General features: G+C 44.9%; 24 protein-coding genes. 12 read left to right on the top strand and 12 right to left on the bottom strand.

The genetic code is table 11. From position 1 onward, the window contains the following. Nucleotides 1-95 precede the first annotated feature (95 nt). Entirely contained in the window at nt 96-278 is a 183-nt protein-coding gene (locus tag HQ29_RS02970; protein ID WP_036790249.1) for a hypothetical protein, read from the top strand. Here the strand turns inward: HQ29_RS02970 and HQ29_RS02965 are convergent. The 8 genes from HQ29_RS02965 to HQ29_RS02930 all read right to left on the bottom strand — a co-directional run bounded on the left by HQ29_RS02965 (nt 245) and on the right by HQ29_RS02930 (nt 6,256). After that, complete coding sequence (locus HQ29_RS02965) at nt 245-1,054, bottom strand: MBL fold metallo-hydrolase (RefSeq protein ID WP_036790251.1); 810 nt, start codon at nt 1,052-1,054, stop codon at nt 245-247. The two genes, HQ29_RS02970 and HQ29_RS02965, sit on opposite strands and share 34 nt — an antisense overlap. Nucleotides 1,055-1,057: 3 nt before the next feature. Continuing rightward, entirely contained in the window at nt 1,058-2,101 is a 1,044-nt protein-coding gene (gene murB / locus HQ29_RS02960; protein WP_036790253.1) for a UDP-N-acetylmuramate dehydrogenase, read from the bottom strand. A 174-nt stretch (nt 2,102-2,275) separates the two neighbouring features. Then, nucleotides 2,276-2,743, bottom strand: coding sequence for an SPOR domain-containing protein (locus HQ29_RS02955; RefSeq protein ID WP_036790256.1), 468 nt, complete (start codon nt 2,741-2,743; stop codon nt 2,276-2,278). Nucleotides 2,744-2,903: 160 nt separating this feature from the next. Continuing rightward, nucleotides 2,904-3,320 carry a DUF5606 family protein gene (locus HQ29_RS02950; RefSeq protein ID WP_036790259.1) on the bottom strand — a complete coding sequence of 139 codons (417 nt, stop codon included), beginning with the start codon at nt 3,318-3,320 and terminating at the stop codon, nt 2,904-2,906. A 23-nt stretch (nt 3,321-3,343) separates the two neighbouring features. Continuing rightward, entirely contained in the window at nt 3,344-3,940 is a 597-nt protein-coding gene (gene coaE, locus HQ29_RS02945; RefSeq protein WP_036867447.1) for a dephospho-CoA kinase, read from the bottom strand. After that, the gene (locus HQ29_RS02940) at nt 3,937-4,926 is read right to left on the bottom strand and encodes a YbbR-like domain-containing protein (protein WP_036867444.1); all 990 of its coding nucleotides are present in this window, start codon (nt 4,924-4,926) and stop codon (nt 3,937-3,939) included. The genes coaE and HQ29_RS02940 overlap by 4 nt, the downstream gene beginning before the upstream one ends. Before the next feature lie 28 nt (nt 4,927-4,954). Beyond that, nucleotides 4,955-5,266 (bottom strand): preprotein translocase subunit YajC, encoded by a 312-nt coding sequence (yajC, locus tag HQ29_RS02935; protein WP_036790264.1) that lies wholly within the window; start codon nt 5,264-5,266, stop codon nt 4,955-4,957. 66 nt (nt 5,267-5,332) lie between these two features. Continuing rightward, nucleotides 5,333-6,256, bottom strand: a complete 924-nt coding sequence (locus HQ29_RS02930) for a transcription antitermination protein NusB (RefSeq protein ID WP_036867442.1) — start codon at nt 6,254-6,256, stop codon at nt 5,333-5,335. A gap of 881 nt (nt 6,257-7,137) precedes the next feature. On the opposite strand from HQ29_RS02930, the gene HQ29_RS02925 reads away from it, so the two are divergent. From HQ29_RS02925 to HQ29_RS02905, 5 genes are all read left to right on the top strand, one after another. Then, entirely contained in the window at nt 7,138-8,286 is a 1,149-nt protein-coding gene (locus HQ29_RS02925; protein ID WP_052089741.1) for a PepSY-associated TM helix domain-containing protein, read from the top strand. A gap of 92 nt (nt 8,287-8,378) precedes the next feature. Then, nucleotides 8,379-9,041, top strand: a complete 663-nt coding sequence (locus HQ29_RS02920; protein WP_052089739.1) for a Dph6-related ATP pyrophosphatase — start codon at nt 8,379-8,381, stop codon at nt 9,039-9,041. Continuing rightward, the gene (locus tag HQ29_RS02915; RefSeq protein ID WP_036867440.1) at nt 9,038-9,862 is read left to right on the top strand and encodes an ABC transporter substrate-binding protein; all 825 of its coding nucleotides are present in this window, start codon (nt 9,038-9,040) and stop codon (nt 9,860-9,862) included. The genes HQ29_RS02920 and HQ29_RS02915 overlap by 4 nt, the downstream gene beginning before the upstream one ends. A gap of 6 nt (nt 9,863-9,868) precedes the next feature. Next, the gene (locus HQ29_RS02910; protein ID WP_036867439.1) at nt 9,869-10,402 is read left to right on the top strand and encodes a cob(I)yrinic acid a,c-diamide adenosyltransferase; all 534 of its coding nucleotides are present in this window, start codon (nt 9,869-9,871) and stop codon (nt 10,400-10,402) included. A gap of 8 nt (nt 10,403-10,410) precedes the next feature. Continuing rightward, nucleotides 10,411-11,415 carry a FecCD family ABC transporter permease gene (locus HQ29_RS02905; protein ID WP_036867437.1) on the top strand — a complete coding sequence of 335 codons (1,005 nt, stop codon included), beginning with the start codon at nt 10,411-10,413 and terminating at the stop codon, nt 11,413-11,415. A gap of 96 nt (nt 11,416-11,511) precedes the next feature. On the opposite strand, the gene HQ29_RS02900 is transcribed toward HQ29_RS02905, so the two are convergent. The 3 genes from HQ29_RS02900 to HQ29_RS02890 form a co-directional block, all read right to left on the bottom strand. Beyond that, on the bottom strand, nt 11,512-12,864 hold the full coding sequence (locus tag HQ29_RS02900) for a PepSY-like domain-containing protein (RefSeq protein ID WP_161781550.1): 1,353 nt from the start codon (nt 12,862-12,864) through the stop codon (nt 11,512-11,514). 157 nt (nt 12,865-13,021) lie between these two features. Continuing rightward, nucleotides 13,022-14,311, bottom strand: coding sequence for a sensor histidine kinase (locus HQ29_RS02895; RefSeq protein ID WP_036867435.1), 1,290 nt, complete (start codon nt 14,309-14,311; stop codon nt 13,022-13,024). A gap of 13 nt (nt 14,312-14,324) precedes the next feature. Next, a complete protein-coding gene (locus tag HQ29_RS02890) occupies nt 14,325-16,328 on the bottom strand; it encodes a DNA topoisomerase 3 (RefSeq protein WP_036867434.1) in 2,004 nt (667 codons plus the stop codon). 322 nt (nt 16,329-16,650) lie between these two features. On the opposite strand from HQ29_RS02890, the gene HQ29_RS02885 reads away from it, so the two are divergent. Next, nucleotides 16,651-18,174: a Do family serine endopeptidase gene (locus tag HQ29_RS02885; protein ID WP_036864762.1), complete on the top strand. Its 1,524-nt coding sequence runs from the start codon at nt 16,651-16,653 to the stop codon at nt 18,172-18,174. A 142-nt stretch (nt 18,175-18,316) separates the two neighbouring features. Here HQ29_RS02885 and HQ29_RS10380 read toward each other — a convergent pair whose 3' ends face one another. Beyond that, nucleotides 18,317-18,931, bottom strand: a complete 615-nt coding sequence (locus tag HQ29_RS10380) for an HU family DNA-binding protein (protein WP_036847391.1) — start codon at nt 18,929-18,931, stop codon at nt 18,317-18,319. 550 nt (nt 18,932-19,481) lie between these two features. Between HQ29_RS10380 and HQ29_RS02875 the strand changes: the two genes are divergently transcribed. From HQ29_RS02875 to HQ29_RS02855, 5 genes are all read left to right on the top strand, one after another. Then, the gene (locus tag HQ29_RS02875; protein ID WP_036790302.1) at nt 19,482-20,354 is read left to right on the top strand and encodes a sigma-70 family RNA polymerase sigma factor; all 873 of its coding nucleotides are present in this window, start codon (nt 19,482-19,484) and stop codon (nt 20,352-20,354) included. Nucleotides 20,355-20,527: 173 nt separating this feature from the next. Beyond that, complete coding sequence (locus tag HQ29_RS02870) at nt 20,528-21,886, top strand: hypothetical protein (protein WP_036867432.1); 1,359 nt, start codon at nt 20,528-20,530, stop codon at nt 21,884-21,886. A 29-nt stretch (nt 21,887-21,915) separates the two neighbouring features. Then, the gene (locus tag HQ29_RS02865) at nt 21,916-22,407 is read left to right on the top strand and encodes an NfeD family protein (RefSeq protein ID WP_036867430.1); all 492 of its coding nucleotides are present in this window, start codon (nt 21,916-21,918) and stop codon (nt 22,405-22,407) included. 25 nt (nt 22,408-22,432) lie between these two features. Further along, entirely contained in the window at nt 22,433-23,431 is a 999-nt protein-coding gene (floA, locus tag HQ29_RS02860) for a flotillin-like protein FloA (protein ID WP_036847235.1), read from the top strand. Further along, nucleotides 23,424-24,308, top strand: coding sequence for a nucleoside phosphorylase (locus HQ29_RS02855; protein ID WP_036867428.1), 885 nt, complete (start codon nt 23,424-23,426; stop codon nt 24,306-24,308). The genes floA and HQ29_RS02855 overlap by 8 nt, the downstream gene beginning before the upstream one ends. Nucleotides 24,309-24,352: the final 44 nt, after the last annotated feature.

The following is a 24,352-nucleotide window of genomic DNA, read 5'->3' as shown; positions in this document are numbered from 1 at the left end:
ATTCCCTCAAAACAAGGCTTGAAAACCAATTCTTTTCAGGATAAAAGGAAGTTTTATTCACTTATAACTCCTTTTCCGAACAGGTATAATCAAAGATGGGAAAGAGCATCCGTAAAAATGAACCGACGGCGGCTCTCTTCGGCAGACTTGCATACAAAAAGAAAGCTGTGCCACGGATCCGCTCCGTAACACAGCTTATATTTCAGCTCGAAAGTTCTTATAACATCGAAAAGCAGAGTGCAGATCAGAAACTGACCTCGAAACTCATTCCGTCGTAAGCCAGATGGGTGCGAGTGTCAAGGGCTTTCAGAACCGCTTCCGCCTCTGTATGTCTGCCGATGGTGTGTGCCAAGTGGGTGAGATAGATCTGCTTTGCCCCGATACTGTTGCCCAACTCTATCGCCTCTTGAACGCAAAAATGCGTGGGATGAGTATAGAAGCGCAGACCATCTATGATCAGATGTTCCACTCCTCGAACAGCTTCCAAGGTCTCTTCCGGTACTACTTTCACATCCGTAAGATAGGCTGCATTGCCTATTTTGAAACCCAGTATCGGCAGTTTGCCGTGGATCACACGGAGCGGTAGTATCTCTATCCCTTTCGGTTTAGGAAGAGGAAAAGGCACATTGGGCTCTATTATCGTAAAGCTGTAATGCGGAACGCCCGGATAGGCAACGGCTCTGAACGCATACGGCATACGCTCCTTGAGAATGGTCGAAAGGTACTCCTCCGTATATAGAGGGCAGTCCGTCTGTCCTCGAAACAGAGGACGAATATCGTCCAGTCCGCCTACGTGATCGTAATGTTCGTGCGTAAGGAATATCCCTTCTAAGGAAGAGACATTCTCTCGTATCATTTGCTCCCTGAAGTCGGGCCCGCAATCTATCACATAATGAGCGGCATCGGCACCCTCTTTTTCCCCGAAAGAGAGAAGAATGGAAGCCCTCAAGCGTTTATCTCTGACATCTGTCGAAACACAGGTGGAGCAGCTGCAGCCAATCTCCGGAATACCGGTAGATGTACCGGTTCCCAAGAATGTAATCTTTCCTTTCATGCCCTACTCTTGCGGATGATTGTATGTGGGAGCAGCAACGTATTTCACTTCGGGGATGAGGCGAACACCATACTTTTTCCACACGCTCTCCTGTATCTCTTCCGCCAACCTTGCCACTTCTCTCCCCGATGCTCCTCCATAATTGACAATGATAAGAGCATGCTTTTCGTACGTTCCCACATTTCCGGAGCGGTATCCTTTGTAGCCACAGCGGTCTATAAGCCATGCGGCGGATAGCTTTCCCCGTCCGTCATCTTGAAGATGATACGACAAGTCCGGATACTCCTGCAGTAAAGACTGAAGTTTATCGGCGTCCACAACCGGATTCATAAAGTAACTTCCGGCATTTCCAAGCACTTTAGGATCCGGCAGTTTACTTTCTCTGATGGAGATGACACGCTCTCGCACCTGCAACGGAGTAAGAGAACCATCTGCCGTTGCCAGGTCTTGCAATCCGTTGTAAGAGAGAATGGGATTCGGCTGCTTGCTCAAACGAAGGACAACTTTGGTGATAAGGAAACGATCCATCTCCTCTGGTCTCTTGAAGCGAGAGTCTCTGTAAGCATAGTCGCACTCTTTCTGCATATAAGTCCGATGCTCTCCGTCCACAAGGTCGTACCCTTCCACAGAGACAAGGACATCGGCAATCTCGACGCCGTAAGCTCCGATATTCTGTACCGCAGCAGCACCTGCCACTCCGGGTATAAGAGAAAGATTTTCTATTCCCCACCAGTTACGTTCACAACAGTATGCTACTGCGCGATCCCATTCCACACCTGCATCCAACTGCAAAAGCACGCTCGATTCGTCTTCGGAAAGCAGTCGTATCTCATCGGAGATGTACTTGATCAAAACCCCGTTCACATTTGCCGTAAACAGGAGATTGGATCCTCCCCCGATGATATGCTTGTCGGCATAGCGGAAGTACTCGTCACGAAGCAGAGTGGAAATATCTTCTTCCGACTCTATCTCCACATAGTACGAAACCTGTGCTCCCACACCAAAGGTGTTGAGAGGCTCTACGTTATAGTCTGTATGTATCTTCATATTTATAAAAAAGACCAAACCCCCACGGCATATACCCCCGGACTCTAAGAGAAAAGGGACTATGCGATGAGGGTATGACCTTAAAATGTATTGAGGTTCACCTTTCCGGTAAAAAACTGTCCGTTAGGAATTCTGCCCTAACGGTGCGTAATCCGGAACGATATTATCTCAAATTTACTGTTTGTGCAGGATCCAAGCGTCATTGAACTGAGAGTAACGTCTCTTGATAGACTCTCTTGTTGCCACGGCTTCTTCCTTTGTGTCATAGCTCGCAACAATAACACGATACATGCCCATCTCGTTTTGCGCAAGAAAAACATTGTATCCTTCAGCTGTCATTCTCTCTTTCAATGACTTTGCATTAGTCACATTTTGGAAGCTGCCAATCACTACACTGAAAGCGCGAAGCCCTGTTGCATCTTCTCCTTGTGCAGGAACAATTCTTTCACGAACCACAGCAGTGTGCTCGGTTGTACGAGCTATCGGCTTGATATCATCCATAGCTCCCTGATTTCCGGCCTGTGCCATTTCACGCTGTTTAGCTTTTTCCCAAGCTTCACGATATGCACTTTGTTTAGGTTTACAAGAAGTAAGACCTCCAACAAGAAGTAGTCCTGTAATGGCAATGATGATTCTTTTCATGTTCTTATTCAATTTGGTTTTTACACTCACAAATGTAAGAAAATAAGTCAGATTATTCAAATAGTAGTCCGCAATCTATCTACTCTTTTCGCCATACCGATTGCCCTCGCAATGCTAACAAATGAGTAAAAAAGATATAATCTCTAAAACCGACTATCCATTAAGCCTCTTTTTCCTCTTCCTGCTCTTCAAACGTGGTGAATCCATCCTTTACAAGTGTGTTGTACCAAAGTACAACCTTTCTGATATCTGTGGGATAGACTCTCTCCTTATCGTAGCTGGGCAACACTTCTTCCATGAAACTTTTGAGAGATTCGGGTGTTGCAGCGATGTTTTCAGCGTCCAACTCTTTACCGCTCTGCTTTTCAAAAATAGTGGTGAGCAGTGTTCTTAGAGGCAGATCGCCCTCTTCGGTGTAGATGGAAATATCGTACAGGGAAACAACTTTATCTTTTGGGAAAAGCTGACGCTTCACTTTAGTGGTGAGATCTTGAATGACTATTGGAGTTCTGTTTCCGGTCAAGATTTTGAACAATCCCGGTTTACCGCTTATGGAGAGAATTTGTTTCAGTGACATTATTCTTTCTTTTTAATGTTTTATTAGGTGATAATTAAGTTGAATATCTCTTCCCACTGTTCTATAACAGAGTGTGGGGAATAGTTTTTTATTGTGTACGAGGCAAGAACCTTTGCCGTTTCTATTTCATCGCTTTGCGTTCTGATACGTCTTTCTACTTCTTCTTTCGGCATCTTATTGCGGAGCATCACTCTCTCTGTTCTTACTGCTTCCGGAGCATCAACCAGAATAACGGCATCACAAAACCGGTTCATTCTGCTGGAGTAAAGTATGCCGGACTCCATCCCGACCCATTCGCATGGAGATTGTGCCTTCCAAGAGAGAAACTTCTCCTCTACTGCCGAATGGATGATCCGCTCCATTTCTATCTTTTTAACAGAAGATGCCCCGAAAATGATAGAGCTTAGAAAAGGTCTGTCTATCTCTCCCTGCTCGTTCAACACGGATCTTCCGAGCAGTTTTTCCAGCTGAACCGCAACGCCGGAATCGAAATAAACAACTTTTGCAACGCTATCGGTATCGAAAACAGGGATACCATAAAGAGCAACAAGCCTGCTTAGAATGCTTTTTCCACTGCCTATGCCGCCACAGATACCGAGGACACGCGTCTCTTTTTTCATTCTTGTGCCTCTTTTTCTTCCAAAAGATACTCCACAGTGGTAGGGTCGGTCTGGATCATCTGCACGTAAAACGGCTTCTGCTGTATGATTATATCCGCCTTTCCGGACCTGCTGCCTCCCAGCTCTGCCTTGTCTATCGTTACCACAATATCCTTTGGAGAGAGCTCTTTGAACATATTCTCCGGAATAAAACAGGTAACACGGATAAAAGAGGGAAACGTACGCACATAGAAAGGAAGCTCTTCATCATTCATGGAGATAGGCACTTCAAACTCTTTCTGAACCAGTTTCTGGATGTGAGCACAAAGCGTTATCTCATTGGGAGTAATGGTGATTCCGTTGCGAGAAAGGAGTCGCACCGTAAAGATGGTGGAGTCTTTGACATTGCTGAATACGATCGTATCTGTTTCCACCTCTGTCAGGAGATCCAAAAGATGCTTTCCACCATAGACGATAGCCGAGGTCTGACTCATGGAGACAGAGTCCAAAATACTTCCTATCTCCGGTTCTATCTTCGTGGAGAGCTTTATGGGAAGCTGCTTCTTAGCCTTTGCGGTATAGCTGAACCCGATGCTTGCAGGCACAATGCGGTCTATTCGGGACGATGACAATGCCTGCGAATAGATCAACTTCTCCAACTGCCCCGCAGGTATATCCACAGCTCCGTATCTTTTCTCGGAAAACTCTATCGGCAAAACGATCTCCCGTGCTCTCTGAAGCCATATATATCTCAAGAAGGCACTTCCCGTGTCCGTGATGGTTACGGTTACGGTTTCGGGAATAGGCTCCGAGAGAGAGATGTCGGCAGGTATTTCCGGAGCAACAAGCTTGAAAGTAACATTATCCGTATAGGTGTCCTGCACTGCCCGTATAAACCAAAAAGCAAAACTAAGCACAAAAAAGAAGAGGTATGCCATCAGTTTACGCATACCTATACGCCCAAGAAGGGATTTGATCTTCTTCGATAACTTTTGCCTGCGAGACATTACTCTTTCCCGATGATCTCTTTATTGCTTATTTTTTCTTCTCTTCTACCACAAGAGGAAATATGCTGGAGAATGTTACACGCACCTTTACGCCTTCGGCTATCTCCACAACAACGTATCCGTTTTCTTTGTTTATCTCCTTAAGTGTACCCATGATGCCGTCCGAAATGATCACTTTGTCTCCGGTCTTAAGGCTCTCTCTCTGACGCTGTACCTCTTTCTGACGCTTGCTGTTGGGACGGATGATGAAGAGCCAGAAGACGAGCACCATCACACCTATAAAGATAAACTGCATATATGAGCCGCCGGCAGGTGCTGCTTGTAAAAATACCATGTTCATAGTTGTTTGAAGTTATTTGAAAGTTAAAATTGTTTTTCTTTTATTCCGAACGTCCCAAACGGTTCATCATGCTCCGAGAATGCGTCCCTCTGCTTTCAGATCCATTATGGCTTGATGCAGAATACCGTTGATGTAGTTCGTATTGTTCGGATTGCTATAATACTTAACGAGGTTAAGGTACTCGTTCATCGTCACGCTGGTTGCTATGGTTGGGAAGTGTATCGCTTCCGTTATGGCGAGTTGCAAGATAAGGTATTCTATCTCGGCGACACGCTCCTTGTCCCAGTTGCGGAAGTATTTGCTAATGAGTGCTCTATACTCTTCCTCGTTCAGGATAGCCTGAGAGACAAGCTGTGTACCGAACTCACGCTCCTCGTTGCCGTTATATTGCGGACGAAGAAGCCGTGATAAAGCGGTGTCCTCTTTCATACCATTCACCACCTTTAATACAAAGCTCATCACGATCTCAATATCATCGTTCCAGAAGATAGAAGAGTCTTGCAAGATAGCGAACCACTCATCGTTATCCAAGATGAAGCGTTTGTAGATGCGCTTCCAGAACTCTTTATGAGAGTCGAAGTCTTCTGCCGGAAGCGGTATGCTATCCTCCTCTTCTTCTCGAAGCAGGAAAGAGAGAATGTTAGAGAAGTAGTCCGTAAACTCTTCCCTTGCCGGAATCAGCGTCTCACACTCTGCAATGAAGTCGGGATCAGCTTCCAAGATTGCCACGTATGGGGAAGCGATGATAATATCCAGCTTTTTCACCAGCTCCATATCCGAAGATCTCTTCTCCAGTTCGATCTCCTTTCTCCTCTCAGCCTTTACTTTCACATAGTATGGCACCAGTACCATCAGCTTGTATAAGTGATAAGATTTGTCCAATGCCATGGTCAGATTGTTGGATGCCACAGAAGCCTTTTTGCCTCCGGAAAGGTAAAAACTGTACAGTATTTGGAGGGCTTTTATACGTATCAGTGTACGATTGATCATATCTATTCTATGAATAAGTTGGCTACAAAAATACGACTTTTCTCACACTATACCAAAGGGAGAAGATCAAGCCATTTCAAAAGAGAAAATAGAGGGACGAAAAGGAGAAAAAGCCGTTTTTACCCGATGCCCGGTCAAAGAAAAAAAGCGGCTTCAAAGCGGAATTTTTATATAAAAACGAATGGTCAAAAATCGGAGCGGACAGCTCCCCAAAAAACCTCCAGTCTAAAGAAAGAAATCTCCAATAAGAGATAAAACACTGTCCGTCAATCGTATATAAAACAGCCTATCTTTGAAAAAAATTTTTCTCCAAGCCATTTGATGGGGCTTTTTCGCGTTAATAGCTGTGAATTTTAACACCGTTAATCGTAAATAAATCCTAATGCACTTTCGGGACAAAAAACGACAAAAAAGAGCCGAAAACGCATAAAACACTACATATCAACACCATAAGCAAAAATTCTAAACACGTTAATAGAATCCGGTAAACGTATTAAATGAAATCGGTAAACGTGTTCATTGAAAAATTAAACACGTTAAGCCGAAACAATATGCTCGTTTACTGTTTTCGCTTAACAGCTATCGGAATTTGTGTTAATAAAATAGCGCGAATTTAACAATTCGGTCGTGCTCTGAAAACGACCCCTCCGATCAAAATAGAGAGCAGAAAAAAAGCGAGCATTTTTCGGGATGAAATATATAAAAACAGAGCTTCCGGAAAAGGGCTGTATTGTCTCTTTCCGGAGGAGAAAATATCCACACCGTTTTTTGAGCTGTCTTACCTGTTTCTCCCACTCTCCAATCTCAAACTTGAGAACCCAAATAGATAAAGAAGGTACTTTTTCTGTATATTTGTCTCAAAATTAAAATCATAGACTAACATGACATTGAAAAAACTAATCAAGGAGACCCACCTCTGGCTTTCGCTACCGTTCGGAGTGATCATTTCAATCATCTGTTTCAGCGGAGCTATGCTGGTATTTGAAAGAGAGATTACGGAGTGGTCTAATCCGAAAATATTCAAAGTAGCCGAAGTGAAAGCAGAGACCCTGCCTATGGATTCGCTTATGAACCTGGCACAAAGGAGTCTGCCCGAAGGAGTAAAGATCACATCACTCCGCATCTCATCCGATCCGAAGAAAAGCTATGAGCTTGCCATATCGGAGCCCCGCCGTACTCTGCTGTTTATAGATCAATATACGGGAGAGATAAAGGGCTTTATAAAGCGTCCGGTTTTCTTCTATACCATGGTGAAGCTTCACTATACACTGCTGGATAAAGTAGAGAGCAAAGATGAAATCTTCTGGGGCAACGAACTTGTAGGTATCAGTACCATCGTGTTTGTCATAGCTCTTATTACGGGTATTGTTCTCTGGTGGCCTCGTTCGAGGAAGTATCTGGCAAAAAATCTAAAGATAGTTGTCGGGAAAGGTGCATGGAAGTTTTGGTATTCGTTTCATAATGCAGCAGGTATGTATGCTCTTATCTTCCTTCTTGCCATGGCTCTTACGGGGCTGAATTGGAGCTACTCGTGGTATAAGAAAGGATTTTATGCCGTTTTCGGTATGTCTCAACAGCCGTCGGAACAGGGCGGTAACAGACATGGAACAAGAGGTGATAAAAAAGATGCCGAAATCTCTCCGGAAAATCCATTCATTGCATGGGAAAAAGCTTACAAGTCTGTATTGGCAGAAAATCCTAAGCACAAGCAGATCAACGTATCCGATGGTTCTGTCTCTGCCATAATAGGAGAATTCGGGAATGCTAACGCAGCCAACAAATACAGTTTTGACAGAGAGAGCGGAGCCATAACGGAACGTAACCTCTACAAAGATGTACCCAAACAGAACAAGTTCCGCAGCATCATCTACAACGTACACGTAGGAAGCTGGGGAGGAACGATAACAAGAGTACTCACAGCCTTGGCTGCTCTCATTGGTGCCACCTTACCTATTACGGGATATTACCTCTTCATCAAGAGAATGATCGTAAAGTATCACAAGCGCAAAAAGGGTGTTACCAAAGTGTAAGTACTCTCCTATCTAAGAAAAATAGAAACAGAGTTCTTGCCAAAGCGTGGCAGACTCTGTTTCTGTCGTAATAAACGATAACACATTACAGAATGAAAATACTGGTTTCTTGGAGTGGAGGTAAAGATTGTATGCTGGCTCTCCATAAAGCTATACAGACTCACTCTCCATCGGAAGTCTATCTGCTGAATATGTGCGATGAGGATGGTTCCATGTCTCGTTCGCATGGATTGAGTGCTCTGCTTATGCAAAGGCAGGCAGAAGCAATGGGTCTCCATCTTCTGCAAATAGCGGTACAACGAGATGGCGGAGGGTATGAAGCCTCTTTCAAAAAAGGTGTCGCCGAACTGATGGTCAAGGGCGTTACGCATGGTGTCTTTGGGGACATCTATCTGGAAACCCATCGCTCATGGGTGGAAAGAGTATGCCAAGAGTGCGGCATCACCCCCATATTCCCTCTTTGGGGGATGAAAAGCGAAGAGGTGGTGCGTTCGCTGATAGACGAAAAGTTCAGAACCACCATCGTATCCATACGCAAAGGCAAGCTTTCGCCCGAAGAGTTCTTGGGAAAAGATCTTTCTCATCCGCTCCTCGATACGCTTAAGGCCATGCCGGGAATAGATCCGTGCGGAGAGAATGGAGAGTACCACACTTTTGTTTACGACGGTCCTCTGTTTCAAAAACCACTCTCTTTCCGGACAACAAGTCAGACCGAAAACGATAAACACTACTTTAACACACTTCAACTCTTATGATTCGGCTTCGCAAACAGATACTGCTATTGTTCATAATATGCAGCTCTCTCCTCTCGGTTATAGCTCAAAAGCCTGTGAGAGTAGTCTCTCTCGTCCCATCGGTAACCCAGAGTATCGTAGACCTCAAGGCTGAAAAATATCTGGTCGGAATCACTTCCTACTGCAATGTTCCTACGGGCGTAAAGGCTGAAGTGGTATCTTCCGCCGTAAAGATGAATGTGGAGAAGATCCTTCGTCTTAAGCCTGACATTGTCTTTGTGTCGGGGCTCACCAATGCGAAAGATATGGAAACGCTGAAACGGATGGGAGTAAAGATACAGATGCAACCCACTCCGAAAAGTTATGCAGAGATTTGCAGCCAGTTTCTCCAATTGGGACGCACCTTGGGCTACACGGAGCAGGCGGAAAAAATAGTAAAGGAGAGCCAAAAGGTGATCCAAGAGATCCGCGAGAAAAGAAAAAGGGAGAAAACAAGGCGCTCTAAGGTTCTCATGCAGATTGGAGCCAATCCGATCTTCGCGGTTCTTCCGAATACATTCATGGCAGACTACCTCTCTTTTCTCGGCGTGGAGAATATAGCCGAAAAAGAGATCAAAGGCACTCTGACGAGAGAGTTTGTTGTGGCTAAGAATCCGGACTATATCATAGTGGTAACAATGGGAGTAGTGGGAGAAGAAGAGCGAGATACATGGCTAAAACATAAGACCATGACCGCCACGAAAAACGGACATATATATATCGTGGACTCTACAATAGCGTGTCAGCCATCCCCTATCGCATTCAAAAAGACACTCGAAGTTTTGGACAAGTATATCAGATAACAGAAGATGAAAAACAATTTCGGACTTATACACATATATACCGGAGACGGGAAAGGTAAGACAACAGCAGCGATAGGACTCGCTACTCGCGCATTGGGCGGAGGCTTTAAGGTGTGCTACTGCTCCTTTCACAAGCGCCCCGAAAAGTATGGATACACAGAAATGGAGAGCTTGAAAAAATTGGGAGCATCCGTCTATAACTTTGCCAAAGGACACCCACACTTGGATAAATCAATATCTCCCGGAGCCGTTGCACAAGAGGCAAAAGAAGCTGTGAACTTCCTTAAGGATCTTGTCCGACACGAGATATTCGACCTTCTTATCATGGATGAGATACTCATTTCGGTACGAGATCACTACATAGAAGAAGAGTTGCTGCTCGACTTTATCCATTCTAAACCCGAACATCTTGAACTGATACTCACCGGAAGAGGTGCTACGGAAAATCTCATGGAGCTTGCTCACTATGTTACCTACTGCAAGAAAGTGAAACACCCTTTCGATAGTAAGATACGCTCTCGAAAAGGGATAGAATATTGAATACCCGTATGCGAACAGCGAAGTATGGCTCAACCTTTGCCATCCCGATCCTTATTGTAAGTCTTGTGGGAGTACTGCTACTCTCTCTGAGTATCGGGGAAATCTCCATTCCTTTTTGGAAATGGAAAGAGATATTGCAGGATCCGGACAGTATGGAGTATGGCATTCTTACTTATATCCGACTGCCCCGCGCTCTCTTGGGATTGGCTGTGGGTGGTGCTCTGTCCCTCGCCGGAGTGGTGCTGCAAGGGATATACAGGAATCCGTTGGTAGAGCCTTACACTTTAGGAATATCGGGGGGAGCATCTTTGGGAGTAACTTTTGCAATCGTCTCCGGACTGCATGCCGTTACGATACTATTCTTACCGCTTGCCGGATTTGTCGGTGCTCTGCTCACAATCTTTCTTGTCTATACTCTCAGCTTGCAGCATGGCTACCTCAGCATTACAAGGATGCTTCTGATCGGTGTCATGATCAGCTTTATCTCCTCTTCCCTAATGATGTTCCTGATGAGTGTTACGGATGTGGAAAACATTCACGGGATAGTGTTCTGGATTATGGGATCTCTGAATGAAAGCAATGCGATGCTGTGGGTCTCAATGCTTATTCTGTCCATCCTCTCTTTGGGTATCACCTACCTTTTTACCACGCCCCTGAATGCTCTAAGGCTTGGAGAAGAGAAAGCAATGCACCTCGGCATCAATGCCAATACCACTATACGTATTCTCTTTATAACCACTTCGCTCCTCACCGGTGCCTGTATTGCTGTTGCGGGAGTGATTGGATTTGTCGGATTGGTTATTCCTCATATTGTCCGACTATGGGTTGGTACGGATTATCGTAAACTGCTCTTGACATCATATTTGGCAGGAAGCGTATTCCTTATACTCTCTGATGTTGTTGCCCGAACGATAATAGCCCCCAATGAACTGCCTATCGGAGTGATAACCGGTATCATTGGAGGAGCAGCCTTTATATTGATTTTGGTAAAAAGCAAGTACGGCAACAAATAGCAAAAAACTTGCTGACGATATAAAAAAGAGATCCGATATGGAAGGCTTCCATATCGGATCTCTTTTCTGTGTGTTTTCTGGTTTTAATTCTAAAGGTTAGTCATCGATTCTTACAAACTGTCCGTTTCTGTCGAAATAGATTTCAACATCATCACCTCTGTGCATGATTTCTACCTTATATCCGTTAGATTTCTTTTCAACAGTAGAAATATAAGCTCTTGGAAACCTTGCACTGATATAGTTTCTGATATTGGCAGGAAGAGTTTCGATGAATGAGTTTGGCAATGCACGCTCATCTCCGTCTACTTCAATCCACTCGCCATTGCTGTTAAAGTTAATGTCAACACCATTTACAAGATCTACATCGTACATAGTAACGTAAGGATTGTTGCTGCGACGCTTAATCTTGATCTCTTTGATACGTACGTTAGGGAAATGAGTAGCAAGGAAGTCGTTTGCGATACGAGGGAGTCTGTCGTCTACAATAGGAGCATCGCCTCCGTTACCCGGATTGTTTCCGCCTTGATCATTATCCGGACCTATCAAAGAACCGTTTACATCGAAACGAAGTTCAACATCATTCGCCAATTCCAATTCAAATCCGTAAGTCTTTTTCTTTAGTTCTACGATGAAAGTTCTTGGGTAAGTTCTCTTGACATACTCAGAGATACTTGCAGGGATAAGTCTCATGATGGACTCCGGAACCGGTAGATAGTAATCGTCATCTCCCTCTACTTCGATCCAACGATCTTGTTGATCAAATACAACTTTGTAGCTCTTGAAGTATCCTTGCTTCAGATAAACTTTCTTTTTAATCTGACCTTTTTCACGCTCGATCTTGGTATAAACAATTCTGTATCCAGGGAAGTGAGTGCTTACAAACTGATCTATTGTAGTGTTTGTATCGCCTTCTCCAGGGTTAGGATTCGTTCCTTGAGAATTGTCGTTAAGTAGTGCTCCGCTTTTGTCAAAGAGCAACTCTTTGTCATTTACAAGCTCAACCTTGAAGCCATAAGCCTTTCTTTCTATCTCCTGTAAACCGATGTTAGGATAGTTTGTATCTACATACTGTACGATAGCAGCAGGAAGAAGACCGAGTAGATTACGTGGAATAGGACGTCGATCTATGAGACTTTCAATCTCTATCCACTGACCATTTCTGTCAAATTCGATCTTGACATTGTCCGTAATAATAGTGTTGTTTTTCTTTTTCAACACTCCTGCATAAAGAGCACCAAATTCATTCTCTTTATCTCTCTTTACCACTTTCTCTACAGTATAGTCTTCAAAGTAAGTGGAAACGAACTGAGAAGCACTCTCAGGCAGTCTGTCTGTTTCTTCTTGAACTATAGGAAGATCTTGCTTAACGTCTTCATTCTTCGTACAAGAAGAGAATACCAATGCTCCTCCAAGAGTTGCAGTAAAAAGTATAAATCCAATCTTTTTCATTTCTTTCTTCATGGCATATAGTTTTGATGATTGTACTGCAAATATCGAAACGAAACCTGAAAAGAATCTGGAATGAAATAAAAAAGTGAGATTTATATTGTTTTCATTCTATATAGAGGATTACACCTGCATTGTTCCCCATCAGAAAGAGATCTTTCTATACTTTATTCTGACGAGAGAGCTCGAAACAGTGTCTGCTTTGAGCGTCAAAATAGTAAATTACTTGCAGATGTTCTACCTCGCAGATAGATTTAACCAAAGCCAATCCCAAGCCTAAAGAGCCTTGTTTCTTACTACCCTGATAGAATTTATTAAAGATCTGAAGAGGATCTAACGGTGTATCTACTCCGCTATTACGGAACACAATCTTATTATCCGAAAGCTCAACCACAAACTCCCCCCCCTGTATGTTGTGCACATAGCCGTTCTTAATAAAGTTGCCGATCAGGATAGAGCCCAAGATTTCATTCATTTCGGTTCGAAACACACCACTCTCCACAATCTTCAAAGATATACTCATGTGTTCATAAGCATCCGAATAGTTCGGTAGCATTTGATGAACAAGGGTATTGAAGTCCAGCTCTTTTTTCTCCACAAACTGATGATTGTCTATCTTGAACAAGAGCATAAGAGCTTTGTTTAGCTTGGAAAGATAATCCAACACCTGCTGAGTCTTTGCAAGTTCAGCCAGCTGTTCTTCAGAGAGTGTCTCGTCTTCCATCAGCGTGTCTATACGGTTAAGGCAAACGGCAATAGGAGTCTGCATCTCATGTGAAGCATTTCCGATAAACAGCTTTTGAGACTCAAACAGCTCCTCTGCCCTCTCCATGTTGCGCACTGCTGCCTTATTCAGTTTGTCAAACTCCAATATAATGGTCGGATTATTAAGAGCCGGATTAACTTCTCCTACTTTATACCCATCCATCCAAGAGAGCAATCTGTACAGAGGTCTATTGATCCGCTCATAGATCCAGATATTTACGGCAATGATCGTAAGCAGAAGACATATATATAAGAATATGATCCATGAAAGTATAGACTCTTTAAGGTCGTGCTTTTCCACGGTTGGGGTATAAACATCCAAACGATAATATTTCTCTCCCATACCCTTGTGATAAACAGCCGAACGCACTCTGGCAGGTTCTGTTTCCTTTTTAAGCGGAAGATAGACCATGGTATCTATATACCTCACACGCCGTCTATTCAGTGCCTCCTCCCTTGAAATCTCTTTCAAATAGTACTGATTGTTCGAGTTGGTACTCACTGTCGGAATACTCTCTCCTGCGAGAAATCGAGCCATGATAAGCTCCGAATAGTCATCCAAAGAGTCATCAATCTCATCGTTCAACTCATCTATCATCGCAGCATAGAAGAGTCCAGCCCATATCGTAAGGATGATACTCAAAGAGATAGATAGCCTTATAACAACCCGATAGATAAGTTTCATAAGAGAAAGGGGCTTATTTGTTGTACAATTTCGATACCGCTTCCCGTATCTCCTCTATAGAAGCAGTGGCAGAAAGAGAGTCATAACCGATCCGGAAAGAACACCCTTCCCGAAAAAGAGAACACCCATACGCACCATTTCCTCTCAGCAATGTCCCGGAAAAACAAGCCGGACAGACCACCGAAGTATCTATGCATTTATAAGTATTATCCGCGGATTTCATGGTGGAAGACCCATAGATCACCTCTTGAACAAGCTCTTTTACTAATGCTTTCATCTCTTCCATAAAAGTATGAGGAGAGTATTTCCCTTTGTCTATAAGTTGCAACTTGTACTCCCATTCGCCTGTCAGACGAACACTTTTCAGAAGATCGCTCTTGATGATCCGGATGAGAGCTATGCCTTTTGCCGTTGGAATCAGATTTTTTCTCTTCTTCTCCACATAGCCACGCTTTTGAATGGTTTCGATGATAGCGGATCGTGTGGAAGGTCTTCCGATACCTTTCTGCTTCATCGCCTCTTTCAGCTCTTCGTCTTCAACCAGCTTTCCGGCTGTCTCCATGGCATTCAGCAGAGTTGCTTCCGTATATGGTTTTGGCGGTTGAGTCTGTTTCTCCTGCAAGTCCGGCTTATGAGGACCGGACTCTCCCTCAGTAAAAACGGGCAGGATACCTGTTTCCTCTTCATCTTTTACAGACTCCTCCTTGTCTGCCAAAGGGTCTGCAAAGACGGCTCTCCAGCCTAAAGATGTAATCTCTTTGCCTGTCGCACGGAATGGGATAGAGGCTACCTCTGCCGATATAGTGGTATTTTTGATCTCCGCATCCGGGTAGAAAGATGCGATGAAACGCTTTGATACAAGATAATAAACACGCTCTTCGTTTTCGTTCAAGAAGCGTGGAGTCTCTCCGGTAGGTATTATCGCATGGTGATCCGTTACCTTGCTGTTGTCCACAAACTTCTTATTCTTCTTTAGAGCCTTACCCAATAACGGAGCAACCACATCCCTCAAATCCGGGATGTTTGCAAGGTTTTGAAGCACGTTCGGACACTTGGAAAAGATGTCATCGGTAAGATATGTCGTATCCACACGAGGGTATGTAAGCAGCCGCTTTTCGTACAAAGATTGTGCACATTTCAGTGTGTCGTCTGCCGTCAAACCCCATTTCTTATTGCACTCTATCTGCAGAGAAGTGAGGTCGAAAAGGCGAGGAGGTCCCTCTTTGGCAGCTTTTTTCTCCACTTTGGTTACGCGAAGCGGTTCGGAAAGGATCTGTTCGAGCACTTTCTGAGCCTCGGATGCCTCCTCATACTTCCCTTTTGTGGAGTTGAACAGAGTATCTCTGTATGTTGTCTTTATCTCCCAATAAGGCTTCGAGACAAACTGCTCAATCTCCAGATGACGCTCCACAAGCAGAGCAAGAGTAGGCGTCTGCACTCGTCCTACGGAGAGTATTCCTTTCTCGTGAGCCGGTTTGAACCGTTGGGTGTACAGGCGTGTGGCATTGAGACCCAGTATCCAGTCGCCCACTGCCCGGCTTAGCCCTGCCATGTAAAGATTCTGGTAGTCGCTCTCAGGCTTGAGGTTTTTGAACGCCTCCCTTATCGCCTCCTCCGTCATGGACGAAAGCCAAAGTCTCTTTACGGGGACTTTACACTCTGCCAACTGGAGCACCCATCTCTGTATAAGCTCTCCCTCCTGTCCGGCATCACCGCAGTTTACAACCTCCGATGCCTGTGAGACAAGATGCTTGATGACATTGAACTGTGCCTCTATCCCTCTTCCTTCTATCAGCTTGATACCGAACTTCTCCGGAATCATCGGCAGCTGCTCCAGAGACCACCTCTGCCATTCCGGCTTGTAGTCGTGCGGTTCTTTAAGAGTGCACAGATGTCCGAATGTCCACGTAACGCAATAGCCCTGCCCTTCAAGGTAGCCATCACGTCTTTGTGTAGCTCCAAGCACGGCGGCAATATCCCTTGCAGCAGAGGGTTTTTCGGCGATACAGAGAATCATCTTTACTTATATATAGAATGTATTACGAGAGCATACTCGTCTCCAAAGGTACAAAAATGGAATAGAATCCACTTTTCACTCCTCTTTTATCCCCTCTGAAAGTGGTTCCGATATTATTCTTTGTTAATCTCATTGGTACGAATCAGGTACCTTGCTAAACAACCATAAAGATGGGAGCAACATAGTTATCAAATGCTAAAAACAGGTCTCTACTATGTTAAATCAATCATTTTATTTGCTTACTTTGCATCCAACAGATTGCAAGAAAGAGTTGAAATCTACAACAGACAACAAAAACACATAACTAAGAAAAGCTTTAATCATGAAGACAAACACCAAATTTGTTCTTGCCATCATCGGATCTTCCTGCCTCAGTGCAGTATTGGCAGTGGGCTTATATGCGGGATATACAGGTCTGAGAGGGACACACGTGGGAGACACTCACGCTATCGGAAACAGCGGAACGCCTTCAGCTGCTTTTGAAGGTAATATGCAGCAGGTGGCACTCGCTCCTGCCGGACTGCCCAAAGACTTTGTGGAAGCGGCAGAAAGGAGTGTGCACGGAGTAGTGCATATCCGTGCAGAACTTTCCAGAAACACTTCTCGTTCCGGTCGCAGAGCACAAGAAGAGTTTATAGACCCGTTCGAGTTTTTCTTCGGTCCGGGACAAGGTTCTCGTCGAATACAGCCACAACCCTCTTATTCCATGGGATCGGGAGTGATTATATCTTCCGATGGATACATCATAACCAATAACCATGTGGTAGAAGGCTCGAACAAGCTCACCATCACACTCAATGACAACAAGGAGTACAACGCTTCGATCATCGGAACGGACAAGGCTACCGATTTGGCTCTTCTCAAAATAGAAGCAAAGGATCTGCCTGTAATCCCGTTCGGAGACTCCGAAGCACTGAAAGTGGGAGAGTGGGTATTGGCTGTCGGAAACCCTTTCAATCTGACCTCTACGGTAACTGCCGGCATCGTGAGCGCAAAGGGACGAAACGGTATGCCTTCCGGCAATCTTCAGCAAATCTCTTCGTTCATCCAGACGGATGCAGCGGTAAACTCCGGTAACAGTGGTGGCGCTCTCGTCAATACACGAGGAGAGTTGGTAGGAATCAATACCATGATTTACTCTCAAAACGGACAGTTTGCCGGCTACTCCTTTGCCATTCCCGTATCCATTGCCTCCAAGGTGGTTACAGACCTCAAGCAGTACGGAGCGGTGCAGCGTGCGATACTCGGAGTGGTTGGAAGCAATATAGACTCGGACTCTAAAGAGAAGTTCGGCCTCAAGGTTTCCGAAGGAGCGGTAGTGCAGGAGTTTGCCGACTTCAGTCCTGCCAAAGCGGCAGGTGTTCAGGTCGGAGACGTCATCACAGAGGTCAATGGTGCCAAGATTCGCAGTATCTCCGAACTGCAAGAGCAGATCTCCAAATATCGTCCGGGCGATCAGGTGAAGCTCCGAATAGATAGAAAAGGCAAGAGCATGGAGCTGAATGTTGCCCTTAAAAACAGCAAAGGCAACACGGAAGTGGTAAGAAAAGCCTCTTTCGACTCGCTTGGTGCTGCGTTCAGAGCACTTTCTGCCGAAAAGAGAAAGAGCCTCGGCATAGATTTCGGCGTGGAAGTTGCCGGCGTGGACGACGGCAGACTCAGCAAGGCAGGCATTCGCAAAGGCTTCATCATCCTTTCCGTGAACAATGTTGCAGTGCAGACACCGGAAGACATGGAGCGTATCGTGAACGAGGTAATCGCTTCATCTTCTTCGGACAAAGTACTGTTCATCAAAGGGTTGCAGCCTAATGGCGAAAGAAAATACTTTGCAATAGATCTCTCCTAAACCTTTAGAGGTTCAGGAAAGAGAGATCCTTGACAAGACAGACGGCTCTCTCACAAAGTTTGTCCACCTCCATGGTAGACACCGGCTTTGTGAGAGAGCTTTTTTATACGCACAAATGTAGAAGCATCCGCATCTTAGAGGCCTATTCTTCCGCAGGAGAGAGGTAGTAGATATGCGACCCCTGTCCTCGGCATCGCAGTCTGCCGGAGAGCGCAAAGGCTTTCAGCTCCCGTCCTGCGGTAGAAGCCGAAAGTCCGGTAAGGACGGCATAGACTTTTACTTTCAGAAAACCCTCCTCCCGAATATGTTTCAGAGCAACCGCAAGACGCTCTGCCTCTCCGGTGGAAGCATCCGTATAGATGCGGCTATGCCCTCGTTTCAAGGAGCAGATATTGTTTCCTCTCCGTATAAGTTCCTTATCTGCCCGATAATTAACACCCCTCATCTCTATGCTTGTCGCATTTCGTTTACCGGCAACACTCTCCGGCTCTGTTCCCTCTTTCAGTCCCAAAGAAGCGGAAAATGTACCCAGACCATCCACCTTTACGGAAAAGCCTTGCGCTATAAGGCGGGCAATGCTCTGTGAAAGAGCGGTAACGATTCCTTTCACATCTCCCGGAGTGAAGCTCGAACTCTCACTGATCTCTTTTGCAAGATGTTCCAATCCAAGCTGTTGTATGATGACCATCTTGGGATATTTCACTTGCTTGCCGGTCTTGCCCAGGTCGGGCATCTCTCTCATTCTGTACTCTGCCATGATTGTTCTGTTTTTGAAGTTATGGTTAATGCGATCACAAAAGTAGTTTGCCCTGTTCGGAGGTTCTGCCAAACGCTTCAAAATGTCGCCATCTTCTGCTGTTTTCCGGAAATCTCGTCGAAATTCGTGAAAATTGAGCCTTGGTTTCCACAAGACAAGACTTGACTTCCAAAAACAGAGACACGACCTCTGCAAGTCAAACCTTGAAAAGAAGATCTTTAGCTGTTCGGACAGATTTGTAAACGGATTAAAAACAGTTTCCGAACGGATATAAAAGCTTTTCTTAAACGGCATAAGCAGAAATTTGCCACCCTTCAAACAGGCGTTTTCCCCGTTCATGCTTATCTTTTTCGGGAATGCAAAGAGGCTCTTCTCCCTCATTGCAAGAGCTTGAAACCGATGTTCGGAATGTTTTTTCCACAACGATCCGAAGCTCCGGTTCGGTAGAACAAGAGGTTTATCCCTACTGCCTTTCTCCTTTTGGTTTATTGTTCGTTATTTACTACCTTTGCAGTAATTTTCCCCTACTACGTATAACTATCATTAGATAATGAGACAACTCAAGATTCAGAAGTCTATAACCAATCGTGAAAGTGCTTCTTTGGACAAGTATCTGCAAGAGATCGGACGCGAAGAACTTATCACGGTGGAAGAGGAGGTAAAGTTGGCGCAAGCCATTCATCGCAATGATGAAAACTCCCAAGCCGCATTGGAAAAACTAACGAGAGCGAATCTTCGTTTTGTTGTGTCTGTGGCAAAACAGTACCAAAACCAGGGATTGAGCCTTCCCGACCTTATCAACGAAGGGAACTTAGGCTTGATCAAAGCAGCAGAGAAGTTCGACGAGACCAGAGGTTTTAAGTTTATATCTTATGCCGTGTGGTGGATTCGCCAATCCATTCTTCAAGCATTGGCAGAACAGTCGAGAATAGTTCGTCTGCCTCTCAATCAGGTCGGCAATATCTCCAAGATTCAGAAAGCGGTGATGAAGTTCGAGCAAGAGCACGAGCGCAAACCATCATCCGAAGAGCTTGCAGCAGCACTGGAGATGTCGGAAGACAAGGTAAACGAGACAATGAAAATAAACGGACGACAGCTTTCTGTAGATGCGCCTTTCGTGGAAGGAGAGGATAACAGCCTGCTGGACGTACTTGTGAATGATGATGCTCCTAATGCAGACCGAACTCTGATCAACGACTCTCTATCGTTGGAAATAGAACGAGCTCTTTCGACACTCACGCCAAGAGAAAGCGATATAATCAAGATGTTCTTCGGGATAGGCGGTTGTCCGGAAATGACATTGGAGGAAATCGGTGTGCGTTTCGGGCTTACAAGAGAGCGCGTAAGGCAGATTAAAGAGAAAGCCATCCGCAGATTGAGACAGGGCAATAGAAGTGTCCTTCTGAAGTCTTATCTGGGATAAGAAAAAGATTTTTCCTCATAAATAACCGGAAAGGGTATCGGAGCACTGTCTTCGATACCCTTTCTTCTATATGGAGGCACAGGGTAAAGAGAGCAGACATGAGCTTTTGCCTCACCAAATGAAGAGGCAAAATATCTCTATTCTTCAAAAGATTTAATTAACTTTGGAAAGCTATGAAAGGACAAAATATAGAAACAAATATCATAAGCAATGCTTCAGCCAAAACAGGTATAAAGGCTTGGGCATTGCTCTTGCTGTCGGGGCTGCTATTCCTTACACCGATAAGCATGAATGCTCAAACGCTTGACCAGGTCGGCTCTCTTGCCCAACAAGGGCGGGTAGATGAGGCCGCAGAGGCAGGGCTAAAGCTTCTGCCCTCCTTGAAAAGGAAGCCGATGGAGCGTCTGGATGTGGTGCTGATTCTTGTGAAAAGTCATCTGTTTGCACAGGCTGAAGCTCAGCTGACCGATATAAAGAAGAACAAAAGAGCTTCCGATGCCATCAAAAAGAAAATTCAAGAGACAGAGCGAATGATAGAACAGGAAAAGAGAGCGTTGCAAAGCATCAAGATACTCTCTTTGATAGATACGCTGCATCTTTCTGCCTCGGAAATAGGGGACGTTTTGCCGGAAATATTGGCTGCCCAAACAGGGGCTAAGAGTGTTTCGTTCAGAGAAAAGTCTTTCCATATCCACGGAGACTACCGGACGTGGAAAGTGGAACGAAACCCCGAAACGGGGACAGACCGAGTGGTGGTCTGGTTTGAGTCTCCCGACAAAGAGAGTGGAGACACCGGATACAGCTCTGTACCCGAAGGTCTTCCTACCGATGGAGAGATCTCCTGGCTATGTCTAATGCCTGACGGACAGACACTCTACTACTCCTATAAGGATACCATTCCGGGGAGCAGAAGCAATCTGTATGTAACCATGTTCCGCGAAAGCGATAACAGCTTCCTGCGCTCCCAAAAGCTCCCGATGCCGTTTAGCAGCTATGCGGATGACATTGCCTACATGAATGATGAAGAGAACGACTTCGCATTCTTCCTCTCCAACAGAAACACCTTGAAGGATGAAGGAGAACCATCATATATATTATATGCTTTCAGACCATCCGAAACAAAGTCGGCTTCTCCGGATACAGATTTTGCAACACTCCGAGAACACCGAATGATGGAGCGTATATCTTGGAGCGACCGGAGAGTATCGCTAAGAGAGGCTTCGGGCAAAAAGAGAGAGAGCTACAATGATACTTCAAAGTCCGAACAACCTCTGTTTTACACTGCATCCGGAAGAGCGGTATATATTTCACACTCTAAGCTGACACAAGAATACAGCAGGACATTGAGAGAGATGCAGAGCGATGCCGAACGGCTAAAGCGTTTGAGGGAAGAGTATAAAACGATCTCCAAAGAGAGTCCCCGATATAAGAGCGTGAGCCAATCCATTCTCCATCTGGAGGGGAAAAGGGAAGAGCTGCAAAAGAGACTCAAATCCCTGAAGAACATGATAATATCTTCCATAGAATCGTAATATAAACACCATATCAAAATATAAAGATCATGATACTTCCTGTAACCACTATTCTTATTCTGCTGCTGTTTACGCTGCTTGCGGTGGCACTGGCTTTGGCAGAATTGTTCTTCATTCCGGGCTGGGGCATAGCCGGGACACTCTCTGTGGCACTGCTTATATGGTTGCTCTATTTTTCCTATAGCATCTCTCCGATAGTGGCTTTATCGCTGCTGTTTCTCAGCCTGCTGCTCTTCTTCATTGGCGCATACTGGATATCGAAGACGAAAACATTGGATAAGATAGGGCTTAGCTCTAAAATACAAGGTAAGAGTCCGAATGAAGCAGGAAGCGTTGCAGTGGGAATGACAGGCAAGACCACAAGCCGACTTGCTCTCTCCGGAAACATTCTCTTAGACGATACGGAAAAGATTGTAGAGGCTACATCGCTCGAAGGTTTGATAGATGAAAACGAAAGAGTGGAGATTGTTCGCCTCGAAAGTGGTAAGATCCTCGTCAGAAGAATAGCCGATCAACATTAAAACTCAATATATAAATCATAGAACTATGCAAGAAACATTTTATCTCTGGATAGGGGTTGCCTTTGTGGCTATCATCCTCCTTTCCATTTTTCTTATCTATTTCCCTGTGCTGCTATGGATATCCGCACGTGTGTCGGGAGTGAGAATTTCTCTGTTGCAACTCTTTCTGATGCGCATCAGAAATGTTCCTCCTCATGTGATAACGAGAGCGATGATCGAGTCGCACAAGGCAGACCTCCAACTCACACGCGATGAACTCGAAGCCCACTACCTTGCAGGAGGACACGTAGAGCAGGTGGTACATGCTCTGGTATCTGCTTCCAAAGCAAACATAGACCTTCCGTTCCAAATGGCTACCGCAATAGACCTCGCCGGTAGAGACGTCTTTCAGGCGGTTCAGATGTCTGTAAATCCGAAAGTGATAGATACACCTCCGGTAACAGCCGTGGCTAAAGATGGTATCCAGCTCATTGCCAAAGCTCGTGTAACCGTTCGGGCAAGTATCAAACAACTTGTAGGGGGAGCAGGAGAAGAGACCGTTTTGGCTCGTGTAGGCGAAGGTATCGTCTCTTCTATCGGTTCATCCGAAAGCCATAAGAGTGTACTCGAAAATCCGGACTCTATCTCAAAACTGGTTCTTCGTAAAGGTCTCGATGCCGGAACGGCTTTTGAAATCCTCTCCATAGATATAGCGGATATAGATATAGGTAGAAACATCGGTGCGGTGCTACAAATGGACCAAGCTCAAGCGGACAAAAACATTGCACAAGCAAAGGCAGAAGAGCGCAGAGCCATGGCTGTGGCAAGCGAACAAGAGATGAAAGCTCTTGCCCAACAAGCCAGAGCGAAGGTGATAGAAGCAGAAGCAGAAGTGCCCAAAGCCATCGCCGAAGCATTCAGAAGCGGAAACCTCGGTATCATGGACTATTATCACTTGAAAAATATTCAAGCCGATACTTCCATGAGAGAGAGTATAGCGAAACCGCTTGATGTTAAACCTAAAAATCACGAAAAAGATGCTTAACAACAGTAAGCAGCCTATTCCGCCATCGGAACTGATCATAAACAGCGATGGATCCATATTCCATCTGCACATGAAACCCGAACATCTTGCAGATAAAGTCATTGTCTGCGGAGATCCGGCACGTGTAGACAACATCGCTTCATTCCTTACAGATATTGAGTGTAATATTAGCAGCCGGGAGTTTCATTCGATTACCGGAAAGTATCAAGGCAAGCGCATCACGGTCTTGTCCCATGGAATCGGTGGAGACAATATAGAGATCGTAGTGAACGAACTCGATATGTTGGCTAATGTGGACTTTGATACCCGTTTGGTTAAAGATGAATTTCGCAAGCTCGATATCATACGTATCGGAACATCCGGAGGGCTTCAGGACATCTCTCCTATTGGGACATACGTAGCGGCAAAGTATGCAATAGGTTTTGATGGCGTATTGAACTTCTATGCCAGTCGGGATCAAGTTTGCGATTTGGCGTTTGAAAAAGAGCTTATGAAACAATTGGACTGGAAAATAAAAGGACTTCTTCCATACGTTGTAGAGGCTCCGGATCCGCTTGTAGACAGAATCTGTAAAGATGATATACTAAAAGGCGTTACCATTGCCGCAAACGGATTTTATGCTCCACAGGGTAGAAAGTTACGCTTTGAACTTGCAGACCCGGATCTAAACAGGAAGATTCAGGCATTTTCATGGAATAACAAGATCATCACAAACTTTGAAATGGAGTCTTCTGCCCTTGCCGGTATAGGAGCTATACTGGGACATAACATCCTCACAGTCTGTTGTATAATAGCAGGAAGAAAGGCTCAAAAAATGAATGTCGACTATAAACAATCTTTACAAAACCTTATCCGGATTGTGTTGGAAAGAATCTGATAAAACGCTCAAAACCGAGAGTGGTTTTTGTATATAAAAGAAGG

Origin of the sequence: Porphyromonas canoris (assembly GCF_000765975.1) — a bacterium.
In the GTDB taxonomy this organism is placed as follows: domain Bacteria; phylum Bacteroidota; class Bacteroidia; order Bacteroidales; family Porphyromonadaceae; genus Porphyromonas_A; species Porphyromonas_A canoris.
This window is presented reverse-complemented; position numbering and strand designations above follow the sequence as displayed.